This is a genomic window from Brevundimonas sp. AVps31 (assembly GCF_058681355.1).
In genome coordinates this window covers 269,888-289,969 of sequence record NZ_CM178736.1, presented here as the reverse complement: position 1 = coordinate 289,969, position 20,082 = coordinate 269,888, and the positions used below count along the sequence as shown (strand labels likewise).

General features: G+C 68.9%; 23 protein-coding genes. 5 read left to right on the top strand and 18 right to left on the bottom strand.

What is annotated here, in order from left to right; all coding sequences use genetic code 11:
• Positions 1 to 16 precede the first annotated feature (16 nt).
• The 3 genes from purD to ACW174_RS01270 all read left to right on the top strand — a co-directional run bounded on the left by purD (position 17) and on the right by ACW174_RS01270 (position 1,826).
• Positions 17 to 1,291 (top strand): phosphoribosylamine--glycine ligase, encoded by a 1,275-nt coding sequence (purD, locus tag ACW174_RS01280; protein ID WP_492015896.1) that lies wholly within the window; start codon positions 17 to 19, stop codon positions 1,289 to 1,291.
• Positions 1,292 to 1,365: 74 nt separating this feature from the next.
• Positions 1,366 to 1,563, top strand: a complete 198-nt coding sequence (locus tag ACW174_RS01275; protein WP_492015895.1) for a CopG family transcriptional regulator — start codon at positions 1,366 to 1,368, stop codon at positions 1,561 to 1,563.
• Positions 1,551 to 1,826: a type II toxin-antitoxin system RelE/ParE family toxin gene (locus tag ACW174_RS01270; protein ID WP_492015894.1), complete on the top strand. Its 276-nt coding sequence runs from the start codon at positions 1,551 to 1,553 to the stop codon at positions 1,824 to 1,826. Before ACW174_RS01275 ends, ACW174_RS01270 begins: the two co-directional genes overlap by 13 nt.
• On the opposite strand, the gene ACW174_RS01265 is transcribed toward ACW174_RS01270, so the two are convergent.
• Positions 1,823 to 2,545 (bottom strand): murein L,D-transpeptidase catalytic domain family protein, encoded by a 723-nt coding sequence (locus ACW174_RS01265; protein ID WP_492015892.1) that lies wholly within the window; start codon positions 2,543 to 2,545, stop codon positions 1,823 to 1,825. The two genes, ACW174_RS01270 and ACW174_RS01265, sit on opposite strands and share 4 nt — an antisense overlap.
• A 145-nt stretch (positions 2,546 to 2,690) precedes the next feature.
• On the opposite strand from ACW174_RS01265, the gene ACW174_RS01260 reads away from it, so the two are divergent.
• Entirely contained in the window at positions 2,691 to 3,986 is a 1,296-nt protein-coding gene (locus ACW174_RS01260) for a metal-dependent hydrolase family protein (RefSeq protein ID WP_492017320.1), read from the top strand.
• Positions 3,987 to 4,036: 50 nt separating this feature from the next.
• Here the strand turns inward: ACW174_RS01260 and lpxK are convergent, their stop codons facing one another.
• Genes lpxK through ACW174_RS01235 form a run of 5 tightly spaced genes read right to left on the bottom strand, consistent with a single transcriptional unit; the run spans position 4,037 to position 9,532 of the window.
• Positions 4,037 to 5,098 carry a tetraacyldisaccharide 4'-kinase gene (gene lpxK / locus ACW174_RS01255; protein ID WP_492015891.1) on the bottom strand — a complete coding sequence of 354 codons (1,062 nt, stop codon included), beginning with the start codon at positions 5,096 to 5,098 and terminating at the stop codon, positions 4,037 to 4,039.
• Positions 5,095 to 6,387 (bottom strand): 3-deoxy-D-manno-octulosonic acid transferase, encoded by a 1,293-nt coding sequence (locus ACW174_RS01250; protein WP_492015890.1) that lies wholly within the window; start codon positions 6,385 to 6,387, stop codon positions 5,095 to 5,097. The genes lpxK and ACW174_RS01250 overlap by 4 nt, the downstream gene beginning before the upstream one ends.
• Position 6,388: 1 nt before the next feature.
• A complete protein-coding gene (locus tag ACW174_RS01245; RefSeq protein WP_492015889.1) occupies positions 6,389 to 7,075 on the bottom strand; it encodes a lysophospholipid acyltransferase family protein in 687 nt (228 codons plus the stop codon).
• On the bottom strand, positions 7,072 to 8,907 hold the full coding sequence (locus ACW174_RS01240; RefSeq protein WP_492015888.1) for an ABC transporter ATP-binding protein: 1,836 nt from the start codon (positions 8,905 to 8,907) through the stop codon (positions 7,072 to 7,074). Before ACW174_RS01240 ends, ACW174_RS01245 begins: the two co-directional genes overlap by 4 nt.
• Before the next feature lie 40 nt (positions 8,908 to 8,947).
• The gene (locus ACW174_RS01235) at positions 8,948 to 9,532 is read right to left on the bottom strand and encodes a COG3650 family protein (protein ID WP_492015887.1); all 585 of its coding nucleotides are present in this window, start codon (positions 9,530 to 9,532) and stop codon (positions 8,948 to 8,950) included.
• Between the two features lie 80 nt (positions 9,533 to 9,612).
• On the opposite strand from ACW174_RS01235, the gene ACW174_RS01230 reads away from it, so the two are divergent.
• Complete coding sequence (locus tag ACW174_RS01230) at positions 9,613 to 10,278, top strand: fused DSP-PTPase phosphatase/NAD kinase-like protein (RefSeq protein WP_492015886.1); 666 nt, start codon at positions 9,613 to 9,615, stop codon at positions 10,276 to 10,278.
• A 3-nt stretch (positions 10,279 to 10,281) separates the two neighbouring features.
• Here ACW174_RS01230 and ACW174_RS01225 read toward each other — a convergent pair whose 3' ends face one another.
• The 12 genes from ACW174_RS01225 to ACW174_RS01170 form a co-directional block, all read right to left on the bottom strand.
• A complete protein-coding gene (locus tag ACW174_RS01225) occupies positions 10,282 to 10,503 on the bottom strand; it encodes a hypothetical protein (protein WP_492015885.1) in 222 nt (73 codons plus the stop codon).
• Positions 10,500 to 10,682 carry a hypothetical protein gene (locus tag ACW174_RS01220; protein ID WP_492015884.1) on the bottom strand — a complete coding sequence of 61 codons (183 nt, stop codon included), beginning with the start codon at positions 10,680 to 10,682 and terminating at the stop codon, positions 10,500 to 10,502. Before ACW174_RS01220 ends, ACW174_RS01225 begins: the two co-directional genes overlap by 4 nt.
• Before the next feature lie 67 nt (positions 10,683 to 10,749).
• The gene (locus ACW174_RS01215) at positions 10,750 to 10,998 is read right to left on the bottom strand and encodes a DUF4170 domain-containing protein (protein WP_492015883.1); all 249 of its coding nucleotides are present in this window, start codon (positions 10,996 to 10,998) and stop codon (positions 10,750 to 10,752) included.
• Positions 10,999 to 11,074: 76 nt separating this feature from the next.
• Positions 11,075 to 11,872 (bottom strand): 3'(2'),5'-bisphosphate nucleotidase CysQ, encoded by a 798-nt coding sequence (locus ACW174_RS01210; protein ID WP_492015882.1) that lies wholly within the window; start codon positions 11,870 to 11,872, stop codon positions 11,075 to 11,077.
• Complete coding sequence (locus tag ACW174_RS01205; protein WP_492015881.1) at positions 11,869 to 13,221, bottom strand: TldD/PmbA family protein; 1,353 nt, start codon at positions 13,219 to 13,221, stop codon at positions 11,869 to 11,871. The genes ACW174_RS01210 and ACW174_RS01205 overlap by 4 nt, the downstream gene beginning before the upstream one ends.
• A 40-nt stretch (positions 13,222 to 13,261) precedes the next feature.
• Positions 13,262 to 13,681 carry an MAPEG family protein gene (locus ACW174_RS01200; protein ID WP_492015880.1) on the bottom strand — a complete coding sequence of 140 codons (420 nt, stop codon included), beginning with the start codon at positions 13,679 to 13,681 and terminating at the stop codon, positions 13,262 to 13,264.
• Positions 13,682 to 13,704: 23 nt separating this feature from the next.
• On the bottom strand, positions 13,705 to 15,525 hold the full coding sequence (locus tag ACW174_RS01195) for a M14 family metallopeptidase (protein WP_492015879.1): 1,821 nt from the start codon (positions 15,523 to 15,525) through the stop codon (positions 13,705 to 13,707).
• Positions 15,526 to 15,578: 53 nt separating this feature from the next.
• Positions 15,579 to 16,205, bottom strand: coding sequence for a hypothetical protein (locus ACW174_RS01190; protein ID WP_492015877.1), 627 nt, complete (start codon positions 16,203 to 16,205; stop codon positions 15,579 to 15,581).
• A gap of 158 nt (positions 16,206 to 16,363) precedes the next feature.
• Positions 16,364 to 16,708, bottom strand: coding sequence for a hypothetical protein (locus ACW174_RS01185; RefSeq protein ID WP_492015876.1), 345 nt, complete (start codon positions 16,706 to 16,708; stop codon positions 16,364 to 16,366).
• Between the two features lie 170 nt (positions 16,709 to 16,878).
• Positions 16,879 to 17,808 (bottom strand): DUF3829 domain-containing protein, encoded by a 930-nt coding sequence (locus ACW174_RS01180; RefSeq protein ID WP_492015875.1) that lies wholly within the window; start codon positions 17,806 to 17,808, stop codon positions 16,879 to 16,881.
• 93 nt (positions 17,809 to 17,901) lie between these two features.
• The gene (locus ACW174_RS01175; protein ID WP_492015874.1) at positions 17,902 to 19,428 is read right to left on the bottom strand and encodes a UbiD family decarboxylase; all 1,527 of its coding nucleotides are present in this window, start codon (positions 19,426 to 19,428) and stop codon (positions 17,902 to 17,904) included.
• An 8-nt stretch (positions 19,429 to 19,436) separates the two neighbouring features.
• Positions 19,437 to 20,081, bottom strand: a complete 645-nt coding sequence (locus ACW174_RS01170; protein WP_492015872.1) for a Pr6Pr family membrane protein — start codon at positions 20,079 to 20,081, stop codon at positions 19,437 to 19,439.
• Between the last annotated feature and the right edge of the window lies 1 nt (position 20,082).

Below are 20,082 nucleotides of genomic sequence, written 5' to 3'. Positions count from 1 at the left end.
GCGGTAAGCCGCGCCTATGAATATCCTGCTGGTCGGATCAGGCGGGCGAGAACACGCCCTGGCGTGGAAGATCGCCCAGTCACCGCTTCTGAAGCGGCTGGTCATCGCGCCCGGCAACCCGGGCATGGAAAAGCTGGGCGAACTGCGGCCTGTGAAGGCCACGGACGCCGAGCAACTGGCCGCTCTGGCGCGTGAAATCCGCGCCGATCTGGTGGTGGTCGGCCCCGAAACCGCTCTGGAGCAGGGGCTGGCCGACCGGCTGGCCGCCGCGGGCATTCCCTGCTTCGGTCCGACCGCCAAGGCGGCGCAGCTGGAAACCTCCAAGGCCTTTTCCAAGGCCTTCATGGAACGCCATGAAATCCCGACGGCGGGCTTCGGCGTCTATGAGCGGCTGCACGAGGCGCGGCAGGCGCTGACGGTGTTCAAGCCGCCCTATGTGATCAAGGCCGACGGTCTGGCGGCGGGCAAGGGCGTAGCCATCTCGCCGACCAAGCGCGAGGCCGAGCGCGAGATCGAGTGGATGCTGGGCGGCCGTTTCGGCCAGGCCGGCGCCCGCGTGGTCATCGAGGAGTTCATGGACGGCGAGGAGGGCTCGCTGTTCGCCCTGTCGGACGGGCGCAACTATGTGCTGCTGGGCGGAGCGCAGGACCACAAGCGCGCCTATGACGGCGATCTGGGCCCCAATACCGGCGGCATGGGCAGCTATTCGCCCGCGCCTGTCTTCACCCCCGAACTGGTCGAGGCCGCCGAGCGTCTGGTGGTCAAGCCGGTGATCGACGGCATGGCGGCGGAGGGGATGCCCTATCGCGGCGTGCTGTACGCCGGACTGATGTCGACGAGCGACGGCCCCCGGGTGGTGGAGTTCAACGCCCGTTTCGGCGACCCCGAATGTCAGGTACTGATGATGCGTCTGGGCGGAGACATCGTGCCGATGCTGCTGGCCTGCGCGCGGGGCGACCTGAGCCGGGCGACCCTGCCGGAGTTCCTGTCCGAGACGGTGATCTGCGTGGTCATGGCGGCGCAGGGCTATCCCGACAGCCCGGTCGAGGGGTCGATCATTCGCGGCGCCGAGCAGGACTTCGGGCCCCACGTCCAGGTCTTCCACGCCGGGACGCGACGTCAGGAGGACGGCCAGCTGGTCGCCGCCGGCGGCCGGGTGCTGAACATCTGCGCGCGCGGGGCGGACATCGCCGAAGCCCGCGAGCGCGCCTATGCCGCCATTCGCAAGATCGACTGGCCCGGCGGGTTCAACCGCACCGACATCGGCTGGCGGGCGCTGGAGCGGGGGTAGAACCGAGCCGGACGCTTGACGCGCTCAGGTTGAAGGCGCGTGTGCCTCTGGCGGGGTGGTGCTATGCACGCCTTATGAGCGACCCTTCGGACGAGTTCGGCGAGGAACCCGGCGTCTTCGATTTCGAGGATGAGGCGGCGGTCGAAGCCGCGACCCAACGCGCTCTGGCGGATTTCGCGGCCGGGCGAACGGTCAGTCACGACGCGGTGAAGCGGTGGCTGCTGTCGCTCTCGACCGCCAATCCCCTGCCTCGACCGAAATGTGGCGAGTAGTCTGGTCCGATCAGGCGCTCGACAATGTCGAGGATATTACCGCCTATGTCCGCGATTTCAGTCCGGACGCCGCTGCCCATCTTGAACTCAGCATCGTGGAAGCCGCCCAGAGCTTGTCAGTGATGCCGGATCGCGGGCGGCCTGCAGGGCGGGGGTACCGCGAACTGACGATCATCCCGCCCTACATCATCCGGTATGTCGTCGTGGGCGAGGAAGTGAGAGTTCTGTCCGTTCGACACTCGGCACGCAGGCCCGAAATCTAGGCCCAGGCGAACAGCAGGCGGCCGTCGCCCATGCGCTCGCGCAGGCGGGGCAGGTCGGTGTGGGCGACGGAGAAGCAGCCGTAGCTGCGGCCCAGCTTGCCTTCGCGGGCCAGGAAGTCCGGGTCGGCGTAGTCGGCGCCATGGATGATGATGGCGCGCTCGCGGGCGTTGTTGTTGGTGTACTCCAGACCGTCCAGCAGGACGTTCGGGCCCTGCTGGGCGCCCCAGCCGGCGCCGGCGGTGGCATAGGCGCCGACCGAGGACTTGTAGCTGTCCGGCGTGTTGGAGAAGGTTCTGGCATAGCCCGAATGATCCGGGTCCGAGCCGCGGCCGTGGCAGGTGCGCATCAGGGTGACGGCGCCGCCCGCCAGATCGACCTCGTACAGGCGCTCGTCGCCCGAGAATTTGGTGAAGTCGACCAGATACATGCGGTCGCGCTGGGTGATCTTTTGGCCGTGGATGTCCATGGCGGCCAGGGCGCGCTCCATCAGCTCGGGACGGACCTGACCGCGCGGGTCGAGCAGACGGGTGGAGTTCAGGCGGGCGGTGATGCTTTCGGGCTCGCCATGCGCGACGACGATCTGGGGGACGCCGACCGGCGCGGCCTGCGCGGTGGTCAGGGCGGTGGTGACGCCCGTCGGCCGGGTCGACGCCGCGGAGGCGCAACCCGAGAGAAGGGCGGCGCCGCCCAGAATAAAACCACGTCTTGCAAGCCGCATACGACGCCCCTCGCATGTTCACTGGAAGCGACAGGTTGTTTCAAATGCGGGCAGGCATGGCAACCGGAGCCTTGGCGCGGGGCCGTGGACAGGTAAGGTGGGGCGGGGACAGAGGGAGAATTTCGTGAAGTCGATCACGTCGATCATGGCGGCGCTCGCCGCATTTGCGGCCACAAGCGTCGCGGCGCAAACGCCCGCGACCACGTCCGTTTCGCCCGAGGCGGGAACGACGTTCGTCCAAGTGGGGCGGCTTCTGGCCGATCCCGCCAGCGGGATTGTGCAACGCGATAAAACTCTCGTGATCAGAGGGAACCAGGTCGTGGAAATCCGCGACGGCTTCGTCGGAGAGGGTCGGATCGTCGATCTGAGGGACGATTTCGTCCTGCCGGGCCTGATCGACAGCCATGTGCACCTGACCGGTGAACAGAGCCCGACGTCGCAACTGGACGGGGTGACGGAGTCGAATGCGGACCAGGCCTTCGCCGGCGCGCGCTTCGCCCTGCGGACGCTGCGGGCCGGCTTCACCACGGTGGCCGACCTGGGCGCGACGAATGAGTCCATCTTCGCCCTGCGCGATGCGGTGCGGCGCGGCGACGTGCCCGGGCCGCGCATCATCGCGGCGGGGTCGGCGGTGTCGATCCACGGCGGGCACGGGGACATCAACGGCTACCGCGACGACATCATGCATCTGTTCACGGGCGAGAACATCTGTTCGGGCGCCGAGGACTGTATGCGGGCGGTGCGGCTGCAGGTGCGGTCGGGCGCGGACATCATCAAGATCACGGCCACCGGCGGGGTGTTGTCGAACACCGCGGCCGGGCTGGGCCAACAGTTCTCGGACGAGGAACTGGCCGCCATCATCGGCGCGGCGCACCGGATGGGCCGTCAGGTGACGGCGCATGCCCACGGGGTGGACGGGATCAACAGCTTCCTGCGGGCGGGCGGCGACTCGATCGAGCACGGCACCTATCTGGACGCCGAGTCGATCCGGCTGATGCGGCGGGACGGCGTCTATCTGGTGCCGACCCTGATGGCCGGGGATTTCGTGGCGCGCATCGCTTCGGGCCCCGACAACTTCTTCACCCCGGCCCAGACGGCCAAGGCGCTGGAGGCCGGGCCGCTGATGCTGGACATGGCGCGGCGCGCGCATGACGGCGGCGTCCGCATCGCCTTCGGCACCGACAGCGGAGTTTCGGCCCATGGCGATAACGCCGGCGAGTTCGCCCTTCTGGTGCGTGCGGGTCTGACGCCGCTGGAGGCGATCCAGACGGCGACGGTCAATGCGGCGGCGCATTTGCGGATTTCGGATCAGGCCGGTCGCATCGCGGTCGGCATGCCCGCCGACCTGATCGCGGTCAGCGGCGATCCGCTGAGCGACGTGACGGCGCTTCAGCACATGGCCTTCGTGATGAAGGGCGGGGTGGTCTACCGCGAGGAGTAGAGTTCCTTCCCCATGGGGGAGGGGACCATCCGCAGGATGGTGGAGGGGTGTCAGACGGTGCGCGGGGCCGGCGCCCCTCCACCGCTGACGCGGTCCCCCTCCCCTGAAGGGGAGGAACTGCCGAGCAGTTTCAAAAACCCCGCCTCATCCTCGAAGGTCGCCTTTACGGGCCAGCTGACGACCCGCGCGCGCCATTCCGGCGGCAGGCGGGACCAGTCCTTTTCGGTGGTGACCAGGGTCGCGCCGAACGTCTCCGCCCGGTCGGCGAGGAAGAGCAGGTCGTCCTCGCGGAAGGCGGCGTGGTCGGGGAAGGGGGCGAAGTCGGCGATCTCGCCGCCGGCGGCCTTGAGCGAGCGTTCGACCTTCCATGGCTTGGCGATGCCCGCAAAGCCGACCAGCGGGCCGGACGGCGGCGGTCCGGCGGGCTGAAGCCGGGCGATGAAGACCGGCAGGGCGCCGAAGCTCTCGAGCAGGTCCGGATCAGGCGCGTCCAGGTCGGACGGCATCAGGATGACCACGGCGTCGGCGCGGGCCAGACCGGTCTTCAGCGGTTCGCGCATCGGGCCGGACGGGAAGACCGAGCCGTCGCCGAAGGGCCATTCGTCGTCGCGGGTTTCGCCGTCCACCACGATCAGGCTGAGCGTCTTCTTGAGAGCCGGGTTCTGGTGGCCGTCATCCAGCACCAGCGCCTGCGCGCCCCCGGCGGCGGCGGCCTTCGCGCCGGCCACGCGGTCGCGGGAAATCCAGGCCGGGCTGTCCAGCGCCAGCATCAGGGGCTCGTCGCCCACTTCGGCGGCGGTGTGGGTGGTCAGATCCACGCGGACAGGACCCTCAAGCTTGCCGCCGTAACCGCGCGACAGGGCCTGGGCGTCGATGCCCGACGCGCGCAGCAGGCGCAGGACCTCGCGCGTGATCGGCGTCTTGCCCGAGCCGCCGACCGTCAGATTGCCGACCGAGATCACCGCCACGCCCGGATCAACCGGCGTCGCGCGGGCGATCCGGTTGGCGGTGACGCCCGCCCAGATCCACGACACGGGCTTCAACAGCATCCGCGTCATGGCCGCGTGCTTGCGGTCGCGCAGATACCACCATCTGGGGGTGCTGAGGCTCATCGGCGCGTCCGGGGCGGGGGCGGCAATAACGGCTGCAGGCTGTCGATCAGCCGTTCCAGACCCGACCCGGCCTCGGCGGCGGCGCGGCGGCCGCGGTCGCCCATGGCCCGGGCGGCCTTGTCGTCAGAGAGCAGCGGCGTCAGGGCGGCGGGCAGGTCCCACGGGGCGCCGACGATCTGAAGCCCGCCCGCCTCGACCAGCGCCTCGGTGACGGCGGCCCAGTTGGTCATGTCGGGGCCGGTGACGGCGGGCTTGCCCAGCCGCGCCGGCTCCAGCGGATTGTGGCCGCCCACCGGAGGTTTCTCCAGCGCGGCCGAGAAGCTGCCGCCCATGACGACGACGTCCGCGAGGCGCAGGAACAGGCCCATCTCGCCCAGGGTGTCGGCGACATAGAGGTCGGTCTCGTTGTCGGGCTGGCGACCCTGCGAACGCAGGGCGAAGCGGTAGCCGTCGCGGGTCAGGGCGGCGGAGATGGCGGCGCTGCGTTCCGGGTGGCGCGGGATCAGGATCAGGCACAGCCGGTCCGCCAGCTTGTCCAAGGCGCGGACGATGGCGATCTCCTCGCCGTCATGGGTGCTGGCGGCGACGACCACGGGCCGGTCGCCGATGGCGGCGCTGAGTTTGGTGAAGGCGGCCCCGTCGTGCGGCGGCGCCTCGCCCGCCAGCTTGAGGTTCACATGGCCGTCGATGCGGGCGCCGAGGCTTTCCAGCCGGTCGGCCGAGACCCCGTCCTGCGGCAGGACGACGTCGAAGGCCGACAGAATCCGGCGCGCCGCTCCGGGAAAGCGCCGCCAGCCGGCGACGGTCTTTTCGGTGATGCGGGCGCTGGCCAGCACCAGCTTCACGCCTCGACGGTGCGATTCCAGGATCAGGTTGGGCCACAGTTCGCTCTCGACGAAGATGCCGACGACCGGCTTCCACTTCGTGAGGAAGGCGTCGACCGCGCCGGGCGCGTCGACGGGGGCGAACTGGTGGATCACGCCCTCGGGCAGGCGCCGGGCCAGCAGGTTGGCGGAGGTCAGGGTGCCGGAGGTGACGAGGATGTTCAGGTCCGGACGAACGGCGCGCAGCCGCTCGACGACCGGCAGGAGCGACAGGGTCTCGCCGACGCTGACGCCGTGCAGCCAGACGACCTCGCCGTCCGGGCGGGGCATGCGGGTCAGGCCGAGCCTTTCGTCGACGCGGACCGGGTCCTCCTTGCCCTTCTTCGCGCGGGCGTCCAGCAGGCGCGGGGCCAGGGGCTCCAGCATCCGGGTCAGGAGCCGGTAGAGGATCAGGGCGGGGCTCATGTCAGACCCGCTTGAGGCCGGTGATGGCGTCAGCCTCGGCCTCGACGGCGTCCAGACGCTCGGTCCAGGCGAAGACCACGTCGGCCATGGCGGCGCCTTCCGGATAGTCGGCCACGTCATAGACGAGGGCGCCCTTGCCGAACGGAAGCGGCAGGACCGCCTTGTCCCAGCTGTTCAGGCGGATGGCGGGATTGCAGCTCATGCCGATGAACAGGACGGGCGCGCCCGAGATTTTCGCCAGCATGGGCAGGCCTTCGGCCATCTGACGGGCCGGACCGCGCGGGCCGTCGGGCGTGATGGCGAGGCCGCCGACCTTCAGCTGTTTCAGGCCGTCGCGAAGGGCCTGGGTTCCGCCCTTGGCCTTTTCCGCCTTGTCCTTGTTGCTGGACGAGCCGCGCACGGCGGGAAAGCCCTGTTTGGCCACGGCCTTGGCGATGAACTCGCCGTCGGCGCTGAGCGAGATCAGGGCCTTGGCGGGGGTGGCGCGATCCAGAGGCCAGCAGGCGGGGCTGAGGCCGATGCGGGAGTGCCAGAAGACGGCCAGCACGCCGCCGCCCTGTTTCCAGACGGCTTCGGCCACGCCCTCGTTCTGGTGCGTCCAGCGGATGGTGGCGAAGCAGAAGCGCATCCACTGGGCCAGAACCCAGGCGAGGGTGGACTGGATGACGGGATTTCGCAGCGGCCTCACGAGACGACCTCCACGGAATCGCCGTCCAGCGACTGTTGCCGGGCCAGTCGGGCGTAGAGGCCGCCCTTTTTCACCAGCGCCGCGTGGGAGCCCTGTTCGACCACCTTGCCCGCCTCGATCACATAGATGCGGTCGGCATTGCGGACGGTGGACAGGCGGTGGGCGATCATCAGGGTGGCGCGGCCCTCCATCAGGCGGTCCAGCGCGGCCTGGACCAGGGCTTCGCTCTCGGTGTCGAGGGCGGAGGTGGCCTCGTCCAGCAGCAGGACGGGCGCGTCCTTCACAAAGGCGCGGGCGATGGCGATGCGCTGCCGCTGGCCGCCGGACAGTCGCAGGCCCGCCTCGCCGGCGCGGGTCTGGTAGCCCTCGGGCAGGGCGGTGATGAAGTCGTGGGCGGCGGCGTTGGCGGCGGCGGCCTCGATCTGCGCCTGCGTCGCGCCGGGACGGCCATAGGCGATGTTGGCGGCGATGGTGTCGTCGAACAGGAAGGGCTCCTGCGTCACCAGGGCGATATGGCTGCGCAGGTCGTGCAGCCTGATCTCGCGAATGTCCTGACCGTTCAGGGTCACGGCGCCGGCCGTCACGTCATAGAAGCGCGGCAGCAGGCTGAGGATGGTCGACTTGCCGCCGCCCGACGGACCGACCAGGGCGACGGTCTCGCCCGGCTTCACCGTCAGGGACACGTCGGACAGGGTGGGCGCGCCGCCCTCGGCCGCGGGGGCGTAGGCGAAGCTGACGCGATCCAGCGCCACGGTGACGGGGCCGTGCACCAGGGGCGTGGCGTCCGGCGCTTCGCGGATTTCGGGCTGGATGTCGAGCGAGCCGAACAGCCGGCGCGCGGCGGTCAGGCCCTCGGTCATCACGGTCTGCAGGTTGGTCACCTGGCGCAGTGACTGGCCCGCCGACATCAGCAGACCGATGTAGGCGGCGAAGGCGCCGACGCTCATCTGGCCCTGACGCGCCTGCCAGCCCGCATAGGCCATGACGGCGGCGACCACGACCATGGCGACCAGATTGGAGAAGGGACCGGCGAAGGCGCGGGAGTCCGCGGACTTGATGACGTGGCGCTGGCGGCGGTTGACCACCTCGGCCACGCGGGCCTCCTCGGCCGCCTCGCGGTTCTCGATCTTGATCAGGCGGACGCCGTCGAGGTTTTCCATCAGGGCGGTGGACAGGTTGCCCGTCTCGACCATGGCGCCGGTGGTGGCCTTGCGCATGCGCTTGCCGAAGCGCTGCAGGACGAAGGCGATCAGGGGCGCGCCCAGCAGGACGATCAGGGTCAGCTTCCAGTCCGACCACGCCATATAGGCGATGACCGCGATCAGGGTCAGGCCGTGCTGGGTGTAGTTGACCACGCCGTTGGTGAAGGCCTCGCGCACCAGATTGGCGTCGAACAGGACGGTGGCGACGAAGCCGCCGGAATGCTGGCTGCGCAGGCGGGCCAGATCGGCGCGGATCATGGAGCCGAACAGCTTGACCTGGATGTCGCCGACGATGCCGTGGCCCAGCCGGTTGACCAGCGCCGCCTGACCCAGGGCCGCGATGGTCCAGATGACCCCGGCGCCGACGATGATGGCGGGAATGCCCAGCAGGGCGTGCTCGGGCTGGATGGTGATGACCCGCCAGATGGTGACGGGCCGGCCCAGGAACAGACCGTCGATGGCCGGCTGCAGCAGCTGGAGCACGGTGGCGGCCATGATCCCGACCACGGCGGCGCAGGCGATGGACAGGAACAGCGGCGTCCGGTGGTGCGAGAGATAGTCCCGCCAGATGCGTCCCAGCAGCGGGCGCAGGGCTTCCTTCTCGTCGTCGGCGGGAACGGGCGTCGTCATCGCTCCGAGGTCGGACGGCTGGGGGGGGAAGTCAAGCGGCCTATGACTTCAGCGGGGTCCGCGCGTCATCATCCGTAATCAGAACCACGCCTTCGGCCTCCGTGACACGCTCGGCCGGCGCGACTGTGGGATTGGACGGATAGCGGGCGCCGTCGAATTTCAGGCGCGCCTCATATCCCTCCGTGACGCCGCCGCCCGCGACGTGCACGCCGATATCGGGCAGGCCGTTCGTCCGGGTCGATAGCAGGCGGATCGGTGCGCGCGTGACGGTGGTGTCGCCCACCACCGCATAGCCATCCCCCGATCGCCGCAGGATCAGCAGATTGCAACCGCCGCTGCCGCAGACCTCGGGCCCGACGAGATAGACCAGCGTCAGGGCGTCCGCCCCGTCGCCGACCGAGCGGGCGACGTAGCTGAGCGGCGGCATGGCGTCGCGGGTTCGCGTTTGAAGGAAGGCCGTAAGGGCGGCGTCGGGCGAGGCCTCCTGCGCCGTCGCTGTCGCCGCCGCCGCACGGGGTGGTGCGTCGGGGGCGACCGGCGGCGTGGCCACCCCGGGGGTTTCGGCGGCGGGCTGGCAGGCGGCGAGGAGCACAGCGAGGGCGAGGAGCGACGAGGCAGCTTTCATGGCGCGTCTCCGGCGTTTGGCGGTCGGGATTATAAAACCACCAGATGACGATTGGCTCCTGACCCTCTATTTCCGCACCCATGTCGTCCTACGATCTCTCCACCGCCGTCGGTCGCTTCAGGGCGAAGTGGGACTATGTCTGGAAGGATCACGCCTTCCTGCGGCGATGGTTCATGAACGCCCACTGGCTGGGGCCGGATCTGGTGCGGACGAACCAGCCGTCGCCGCGGCAGCTGGCCTACTGGAAGTCGCAGGGGATCAGGACGGTCATCAACCTGCGCGGGGCGCGGGACGAGGCCTATTATGCGCTGGAGAAGGACGCCTGCGCGAAACTGGGCCTGACGCTGATCGATGCGCCGCTGGACAGCCGGGACCCGCCGCAGACGGACCGCATCCACCGCGCCAAACGGCTGTTCGAGACGATCGACTATCCGGTGCTGATCCACTGCAAGTCTGGCGCGGACCGGGCGGGAATGATGGCGGTCTTCTATCGCCACTTCCATCTGGGCGAACCGATCAGCGAGGCCATCGGCCAGCTGTCGAAGAAATACCTGCACCACCGCGAGGGCCTGACCGGGGTGCTGGACTATACGCTGGAAAAATACCTGAAGGAGGTGGAGCCGACGGGCGTCAGCTTCCTCGATTGGGTGGACAGCCCGGCCTATGACCCGAAGGCGATCCGGGCCGAGTTCAAGGGCCAGTGGTGGGGGACGCTGCTGACCGAGAAGCTGCTGCGGCGGGAGTAGGGCTCAGCCCCAGGGGCCGCGCGGACCGTCCGAGGAGGGGCCGCCGTGGCCTTCACGCTCCAACTCCGCCTCGCGGCGCGCCTTGCGTTCGGCCTCCCAGGTCCGGAACCAGCGCTTCCACGCCATCTCGCCACGCAGGGACATGGTCCACAGCACCAGCGCCATCAGCATGAAGACGAGGGCGCTGATTTCCTCGGCGCCGAGGGTGCGGCCGAACAGGGTCATGGTCGGGGGCTCTCGTCGGGGGCGGAGACCGGCGACGCGGCGGGCGTGACCGGGTCATTCCACGCGGTGTCCGCCTCGCGCGGGGCGTTGCTGCTCAGCTTCGGTTTGCGGCGCGTGGCCCAGACGACGATGCCCACAGCGAGCGCGCCGAGGGCCAGGACGATGAGGATCGGAATCATGCTCGGGCCCTCCTCTTGGCTTGGCCTTGAGAGGAAGCGCCCGAGCGGATCGGTTCGTTCCCGAAGACTAGTGTTCGGCCACGTCGCCGCGCGGGTCAATCAGACGGTGCGCGTGCAGGATGAAATACCGCATGTGAGCATTGTCCACTGTGGCCTGGGCGCGGGCCTTCCAGGCCTTGCGGGCTTCCTCATAGCTGGGGAAGGCGCCGACGAACTCGATCTGGCTCAGGTCGCGGAAGACGGGCGCATCCAGATGGCGCAGCTCGCCGCCGATGACGATGTGCAGCAGTTGGGTCGGATCAGCCTGGGTGGTCATGTTTCTATCCCGGGGGGAGGGCGGTCGTTGGGTTCACCATCTCACGCGCGGGTCTGGATAACCTGACGGAAACGGATCAGCGGGGCGCGAGCGGAATAGGCGCTGTACGCCGCACGATCAACGGGTGAAGGGCCGGAGCCGTGCAGATCAGGCTGGTTTGTCGCGGATCGGGCTGATTGAAGCGCCACGGCCGGCCGTGGTGGTCGCTGACCCTTGCCCCCGCCTCTTCGGCGATCAGGGCGCCGGCGCAGACGTCCCAGTCCCATTTGGGCGTCAGGGCGATGGCGGCGTCAAAGGCCCCGGCGGCGACCAGGGCCATGCGGTAGGCCAGGGCGTTGCGCTTCTCGTAGCGCATGGCGGGCCAAGGCTCCGGCCAGTGCGGACCCTCCATCAGCCGGGCGTCGGCCAGCACGGCGGCGTCATCCAGATCGGTGGTGTCCGACGCGCTGATCGGGCGTCCGTTCAGGGTGGCCCCGCCGCCCAGGGTGGCGACGAAGGTCTCGTTCAGCATCGGCGCATGGATGACGGCGGCGACCGGGCGGCCGTCCTCGACCACGGCGATGGGGACGCACCACCACGGCTTGTCCTTCATATAGGCCACGGTGCCGTCGATGGGATCGACCACGAAGATGCGGCGCTTCGTCAGGCGCTCGGTGGTGTCGGCGGTCTCTTCCGACAGCCAGCCGTAGTCGGGGCGGGCGGTCAGAAGGCGGTCGCGCAGCAGGGCGTCGACCGCCAGATCCGCCGAGGTGACGGGCGAGCCGCCGGACTTGGACCAGATCTTCAGCCCGGCCTCACGCTCGGCCAGCGCCAGTTCACCGGCGGCGAGGACCGCGTCGCGGATCAGGTCGAGATCGTCGGCGTAGTCCGTCATTTGCCCGCGATGGCGACGGCGTCGAACAGCAGCGACGGGCTGTTGAAGCCGCCGCGGAATTCGAGGTCGGAGCCGGGCACCAGGCGCGCCCACAGATCCTTGAGATTGCCCGCGACGGTGACTTCGCTGACCGCATAGGCGCGTTGGCCGTTCTCAAACCAGAAGCCCGAGACCCCGGCGGACCAGTCGCCCGTATTGCCGTTCAGCGAGGGGCCGAACATGGAGGTGATCAGCAGGCCGGTCCCGGCCGCGCCCATCAGGCCCGCCAGATCCTGTTCGCCGGGCTCCAGATGCAGGTTGTGGGTCGAGACGCCCGGCGGTCCCGCGAGACCGCGCGAGGCGTGGCCGGTCGAGGCGAGGCCCAGCTGGGCGGCGCTGGAACTGTTCATCAGCCAGGTCGTCAGAACGCCGTCCTCGACGAGCGACTGCTTCCAGACGGCGATGCCCTCGTCGTCAAACGGCGTCGACCCCAGACCGCGCGGGCGGAAGGGGTCGTCGATCAGGTTCACGCCCGTCGGCAGCACCGGCTGGCCCAGTTTGTCCTTCAGGAAGGAGGTCCCACGGGCGATGGAGGCGCCGGAGATGGCGCCCAGGAGGGGCGACAGCACCTGTGTCGCCACGCGGTTTTCGAAGATGACCGGAGCGGTGGTCGAGGCGATCTTGCGCGGCCCGGTGCGCTCGACCGCACGCTGGCCCGCATAGGCGCCGATGGATTGGGCGGAGGGCAGGTCGGACAGGTGGCGCACGGCGCGATGTTCGCCGCCCCGCTCCATGGCCCCGTCCTTTTCGGCGATGACGCCGACGCCCAGCGAGAAGGCCGAACCCTGGTAGGACCCGTCGAAGCCGTGCGAGGTCACCAGACGCCAGCGGCTGGACGAGGCGGCGGCATGGCCGCCCTCGGATTTGGCCACGCCGTCGATGGCGAGCGCGGCGGCCTCGGCCTCGGCGGCGGCGGCTTCCAGATCGGCGGCGCTGCGCTCGGTCGGGTCGTAGAGATCGAGGTCGGGGAAGGGGCCGTGGGCCAGGCGGTCCTGCGGGGCCAGGCCGGCGTAAGGGTCTTCGGGCGCGAGCCGGGCCATGGCGACGGCGCGCTCGATCAGGCGCGCCCGGGTCTTGTCGGACAGGTCGGAGGCCGAGACGGTCGCCTGACGCTTGCCGATGAAGACGCGCAGGCCGAGGTCGCGGCTTTCCTCACGCTCGACGTCCTCCAGCGCGCCGTTGCGCACGCCGATGGAGAGGGAGGCTCGCTCGGAGGTCACCGCCTCGGCGGCGTCGGCTCCAGCCCTGAGGGCGGCGGCGATCAGATCGGGCAGGATGTCGGAGGCGGCGGCGTCACGCGGGGAGGTCATGCCCCGATATGGCCGGGCCTCCGCCGTGGCGCAACCGCCGTCAGCCGACGGCGGCGAAGATCAGCAGGCCTGCAGAGGCGATAAAGGTCAGGTAGGTCAGCAGCATGCCCAGCATCCGACCGAGCGCGGGCTGCTTGTCCTGCCCCATGCCCCAGGCGTGCAGGATGCGGCCGAGGAAGAAGGCGCCGCCCAGCACATGGACGACCGGGGCGCTGTAGAAGACCGCCACCACGGCCAGCGCGACCAGCGCGACCGGGATGTACTCGACGGCGTTGCCGAAGGCGCGCGTGCTGTTCGTCAGCACGGGGTGGCCGCCATCTCCGACCGAGACCTTCAGCTTGCGCCGTCCGGCGCTGATCCGCATCGACAGCCACAGGATCAGCAGCAGCGACAGACCGGTCCACAGGCCGACGGCCCGGAAGGCTTCGGTGTGGAAGGCAAGCGCCTGTTCGATGGTCATGGTGTCCCTCCCCGGGGGTGTCGTCAGTTTTCGCGCGCCACCGGATAGAGGCGGTAACGATCATCGTAGAAGGGCGTGCGCTCGTAGAACCACTGCAGGCGGGCGTCGCCATTGGCGGCGAAGTCAGGCTCGGCGGCCAGCTTGGCCTCGAACGCCGCCTTCAGCGCCGGATCGGCGGCCATCATGCGCTCGGCCAGCGGGGCGATGGCGTAGCCTTCGATATATTCGACGCGGTTGAGCACCTCGGGGAACAGGCCCCAGGCGAAGAAGCTCTCCGACGATTGCGGCTCCAGCAGCAGGACGACGATGTCGCCCAGCGGCTGATCCGTCGGGACGCGGACCGAGCCCGTGGGGAAGGTCCAGTCGCGCGACTGCGGCGTGACCTGGGTCACGCTGATCTGGACGTGACCTTCGTTGGTGCGGGTGGCGATGCGCGGATCGTTCAGGCGCAGCATTTCGACCGGCACGGTGCGCGGCGCCGACAGGGTCTCCATCGTCACGCCGTGGACGCGCAGGCGCTCGATGATGTCGGTCCGGTAGGACGGCACCCAATAGGCTTCGGGCCGGCGCAGGGTCAGGGTCGGATGGGAGCCGTAGAAGGGCATTTGCCAGACCTGCGGGTCAGGCTGTCCCAGCCAGCGGATCTCCTGACGGCCGGAGGCGGGGCTGTCCCAGGTCTCGTAGGTGATGCCCTTGAACGGGCGCGTCGAGGACGGCTCGGCGTCGGATACGAAATTCGTCGGGATTTCCGCCGGGCGAAGCGCGCTGTCGGCGGCGATGGCGGTGCGCAGGTCGCGGCCGTCAGACGCCAGTAGCCTGAGCGCCTGTTCCAGGAAGACATAGGTGCCCAGCACGCGCTGTTCATGCGGTTTGAGGCTGTGGTTCTCGATCAGGATGGTCGGGACGTGGGCCGCCGAGCCCCAGCCGTTCGAGAACCGCTCGCCCAGCCCGCCGTCGTTCAGGCCCGCGCGCGGGTTCTGGTCGTCGATGCCGAACACCAGTTCGCCGGGGATGTGACCGCGCGCTTCCAGCGCCGCGTTGATGGCGGGCTTGAAGGCGGTGTCCAGCCACGTCGCGGTGGCGGGCGAGCGGGACCAGACGCCGTCCTCGCCGTTGTAGCCGTAGGTGACGTCGTACTGGTAATCCATGCCGTCAGTGACGTGGATGTCGACATAGAGATCGGGCCGGTACTTCACGATCAGGCCGCGCACGGCCCGCATCTCCGGCTGGTCCAGCTTCAGGTAGTCGCGGTTGAGGTTCTGGTTGGTCGCCGTGTGACGCCAGCCCTGGATGCGCGGTCCGCGCTGGTTGGGACGGCTGTAGGGCGAGGCCCGTTCGTGCCCGTCGACCGACAGGATGGGGATCAGGATCAGGTTGGCCCGGTCCAGCAGGTCGTCCTTGCCATAGAAGGCGATGTCGCGGAGCAGCATCATGCCCGCGTCCTTGCCGTCGATCTCGCCCGGGTGGATGCCGGCCTGGGCCAGCAGGACCGGCTTGGACGGATCGAAGGTCGCGCCGTCCTTCGAGGCGATGACGGCGTAGATCGGGCGGCCTTCGGGCGAGACGCCGAACTGCTCGATGCGGATCAGGTCCGACGCGGCGTCCAGACGATCGAACCAGGCGCGCGTGTCGGCGTAGGTCGGGCTGAAGTCATGGGCGGGGTCCGCCTCGAACGCCGTGACCCAGGGGTCCGAGGCGTCGCGCAGCAGGTCGCGGCTGGCGCCGTTCCACTCCGGCGCGGGCGGCAGGAAGGGCTGGTCCCACGGCGCGGTGTTCGGAACGGACTGGGACATGGCGGGACTCGCGAACAGAAGGGCGGCTGCGATCAGAAGGGGCGTGCGCATGACGCCCTTCCTCGACCAAATGTCCGTATCGGGCAAGCGGTGAGGCGGCGGGACTAGTTGACCCCCAGCGCGGGCGACCAGACCCCGGCCGAAATCAGGTTCAGGGCCGACATGCAGAGGGTCCACAGGCTGTAAACCAGCACTGTCAGCAGGGCGCCGACCACCACGGGCCGCCAGGGCGAGAAGGCCGCCGTCGCCGTGCCGAGGAAGAAGATGCCGAAGCCGACCCACAGACGCACCGTCGACAGGGCCGCGAAGCCCTCGTTCAGGCTCATCAGGGTCAGGAACAGCAGCCCGACAATCAGGTTGGCCGCCATGATGCAGCCGAACACCAGTCGGCGGTAGCGCCAGAAATGGTCGGTCAGGTCGATCGGCGCGTCGCTGCCCTCGGCGGAGACGCGCGGGAAGGTGACGCTGGCGGCGACATAGAAGGTCGCGGCGATGATCAGGCCCGCGATGAGCAGGGCGTGGTTGAAGGGCGCGCCCCGGAAGATGACCCAGGCCTGATTCCAGAAGGTCGCCACGTCCAGCGCCACGAAGGTCGCCAGCAAGGGCGTCAGCCAGCCGAAGCGGACCCGCTGTTTTTCCTGCAGGATGCGGGCGAAGCCGCCGACCAGTTCGGCGACGGACAGGCCCAGCAGAAGGCCGTAGAAGCTGAAGAAGAACTCGAACGCGCTCATGAAATCCCGCCCCGACGCCGCCCGACCTGCCCCGGTCGGCCGGCGCACCCTATGGGGACGGGCGCGCCGCGTCACCCCGGTGTCAAGGTTCCGGATACAGAAACGGCGGCGGTGGAAACCACCGCCGCCGTTTCAGGCCCACCTGTCTTGAGGGTCGTTCAGGAGCCGCGCTTGGCGGTGAGACGGTCGACGGTCGCCTGGGCTTCATCGCGACGGGCGGTGTGGGCGGCGATCTCGGTGCGCTGGGCCTCCGTCAGGCCACCGGCGGCGGCGCCCGCGGCCTGAAGGTTTTCGATCTGGCTGTTCAGGTCGGTGACGAGGTCTTGGGCGTCCCAGAGCTGCTGTTGTTCCGCCTGGGAAAAACGCGGGGCCTCGACACGACGGGGACGCGAAGCGCCGCGAACGCCGCCACGGCCGGTCAGGACCTGGGCGTCGGAATAGGTGGGGATGCTGATCACCGGCATGGCGGTGGCGAGGGCGAGAACAGCGACGAGAGCGCGCATAGGGAGGACTCCGTGGGCAAACGAAGTCACGACGATAGATTACAAGACTGTCATTTGAAAAGCGGGTTTCTGACACACGGCTGCGTGGTGCGGTAAAAATGCCCGCGCCCGTCCCGGGCGGCCGGGCGGTGGCGCACGATCGCCACCGCCCGTCGCGTCAGAGGGCGAATTCAGGTCGCCGGATGCTCGATGTCGTCCATCTGGCCGACGGCGCTGTTGTACCGATCGACGACCCGTTCACGGTCATCGTCGTCGCCGTCCACCTTGTAGTCCCGGTAGTAGCCGATCATGCCGTCGAGATAGTCGGCGATCATCTTGAACTCGAGCTTGTTGCCGTCGTCGGCGGCGAGGGTGCCCTCGGCCTTGCGCACCTCGGCCACGGCGGCTTCCAGCGCGGGCAGCTGGCGGTCGGCCTCGGCCCTGTTGTCAGCGATGACGGCGTCGCTGAAGTGGTCGGCCTTCTGCATCGCGTCCATCAGGGCGGCCAGTTCGCCGTGACCGGCCTTGCGGTAGGCTTCCAGCTGGGCGGCGTCACGCTTGCGCAGATAGTCGGTCAGGGCGGCGTCGAAGGTTTCGATGCCCTCAACGGCGGCCTGATAGGCGGCCTTCAGCCCGGCGTCCGCCGCCTTGCCCTGGGCCAGTCCGTCTTCACGGTAGCGTCGGGTCTCGTAATAGGGATCCAGGGTCTTCCACTGGGTCAGCAGCGCTTCAAGCCGGGGCAGAAGCGTGTCGACCGCGGCGTCCGCCGGGCCGGCCAGATCGCCGCCGCGCAGCGCACGACCTTCCTTGAGCGCCTCGATGGCGCCTTCCAGGGTCGTGATGTTTTCCGGGAAGTAGATGGAATCGCTAGAGGATTTGTTCGGAATGTCGAGTTGCTGGTAGTTGTTGAAATTCGAGCCGACGCCCCAGCTGTCATCGATCAGCTTGTTGAAGCCCTCGACGTAGTGGTTGAACTTCTCCTGCGTCGCCTGATTGCCGGCAGCCTCGGCCACCGAGGCGTTCCCGCCCTTGGCCGCGCCGCCGTCACCGCAGGCGGCCAGACCCAGAGTGAGCAGGCCGGCCGTCGCCAGAGCCAACGCACGCGTTCCCGTCTTCACCATCGAACACCCCTGTCAAAGCGGCGCGAACATTCGCGCCGGGAGATGAACGGCGAAGGTTGCGAGTGAGTTGCGTCGTCAGACTGAGGAAGGTGGTTACTTCCAGATCGGCGTCCCGTCGCCGGGCAGGCCCAACCGGTCCCACATCGCCGAAACCCGCTCGACGACCTCGGTCTCCATACGGATTTCCTCGCCCCATTCGCGCTTGGTCTCCGGCTCCCACTTGTCGGTGGCGTCGAGGCCGATCTTGGAGCCCAGACCGCTCTCGGGACTGGCGAAGTCGAGATAGTCGATCGGGGTGTTCTCGATCAGGGTGATGTCGCGGGCCGGATCCATCTTGGTGGAGATGGCCCACATGACCTGTTTCCAGTCGCGGGCGTCGATGTCGTCGTCCACGACGATCACCCATTTGGTGTACATGAACTGGCGCAGATAGCTCCAGACGCCCAGCATCACCCGCTTGGCGTGGCCGGGGTAGGCCTTCTTCATCGACACCACGGCGATGCGGTAGCTGCAGCCCTCGGGCGGCAGCCAGAAGTCGGTGATCTCGGGGAACTGCTGACGCAGCAGGGGAATGAAGACCTCGTTCAACGCCTCGCCCAGCACCGAGGGCTCGTCCGGCGGGCGGCCGGTGAAGGTGGTCAGGTAGATCGGGTCCTTCCGCATGGTGATGGCGGTGACCTGGAAGACGGGGAAGGTCTCGACCGAGTTGTAGTAGCCAGTGTGGTCGCCGTAGGGGCCTTCGGGCGCATGCTCGTCGAGCAGGACGTGGCCCTCCAGCACGATCTCGGCATTGGCCGGGACCATGAGCGGCACGGTCTTGCAGGGGACCAGCTCGGCCTTGGCGCCGCGCAGCAGGCCGGCGAACTGGTATTCCGACAGGGTGTCCGGCACCGGCGTCACGGCGGCGAGAATGGTCCCCGGATCGGCGCCGAGCACAATGGCGGCGGGCAGGGGGCCCGTCTTGCGCTTCTTGTGCCGGGCATAGTGCTGGGCGCCGCCGCGGTGGGCCAGCCAGCGCATGATCGCCCTGTCCTTGCCCAGCACCTGCATGCGGTAGATGCCGAGATTGAAGTCGTCCTCGCGCGCGTCGGACGGGCCCTTGGTGACCACCAGGCCCCAGGTGATCAGCGGCGCGGGTTCGCCGGGCCAGCAGCCCTGGATCGGCAGCGAGGTCAGGTCGATCTGGTCGCCCTTCAGCACGACCTGCTGGACCGGCGCGGTCTTCACGACCTTGGGCCGCATGGCCATGACGGTCTGCATCAGCGGCAGCATCTCCATGGCGTCGCCCAGACCCCGCGGCGGGGTCGGGTTGCGCAGGAAGGCCAGCAGTTCGCCGACCTCGCGCAGTTCGGCGGCGGTGGTGCGCTTCTTCTTGTCCAGCGTCACGCCCATGGCGACGCGCTTGACCGTACCGAACAGGTTGGCGAGGCAGGGGATGGGGCTGATCGTGCCGTCGGGCATGACCGGCTTCTCGAAGATGACCGCCGGCCCCCCGTTGCGCAGCAGCCGGGTCTGGATCTCGGTCATTTCCAGATGGGTCGAAACCGGCTCGGTCACCCGCACCAGTTCGCCCTCGGCTTCGAGGATTTCGATGAAGTCGCGCAGGGATTTGTAGGCCATGCGCTGGATTAGGCGGACGCGCGGCTCCTGTCACCTCGTCCGAGGGTGCGGTCGATCGCCACGATGATCAGGCCGACGATCAGGAACAGGGCGAGCATGGCCGTGAACCAGAAGGCGGCTTTCGCAAGGCCCAGCGCCGGCAGGTTCACGAACCAGTAGGGCCACCAGTCCGAGGCGTAGCCGTGGACCACGGTCCAGACCATGTAGAGCAGCGGGACCGACAGCCATTTGACGGCGTCGATCCAGCGCAGACGGCCCTTCGGCGTGAACAGCAGCCAGTCCAGCACGAAGGCGATCGGCATGACGTAGTGGAGCAGGCCGTTCGACACGAACAGCCAGCCCTGCGGGTCCCAGACCTGTGAAAGCAGGAAGTGGTAGGTCAGGCCGACGACGGCGATGTACATGGCCACCGCCGCGCGCACGCCCTCGCTGGATGTCGAGCGGCCCACACGGCTGTTCGGCGTCAGCGCCGGACCGGTCAGGGCCAGGACGACGATCACATTCGTCAGGATGGTGAAGTAGCTGAAGAAGTTCAGCGTCAGCTCGGCCGCGCCCTTGCCGGTCTCGCCGGTGAGCATCAGCCAATACTGCAGGCCGATGGCGAACCCGCCGACGACGGCGAAGACCGCCCGGTAGGCGCGCGACGCCGACACC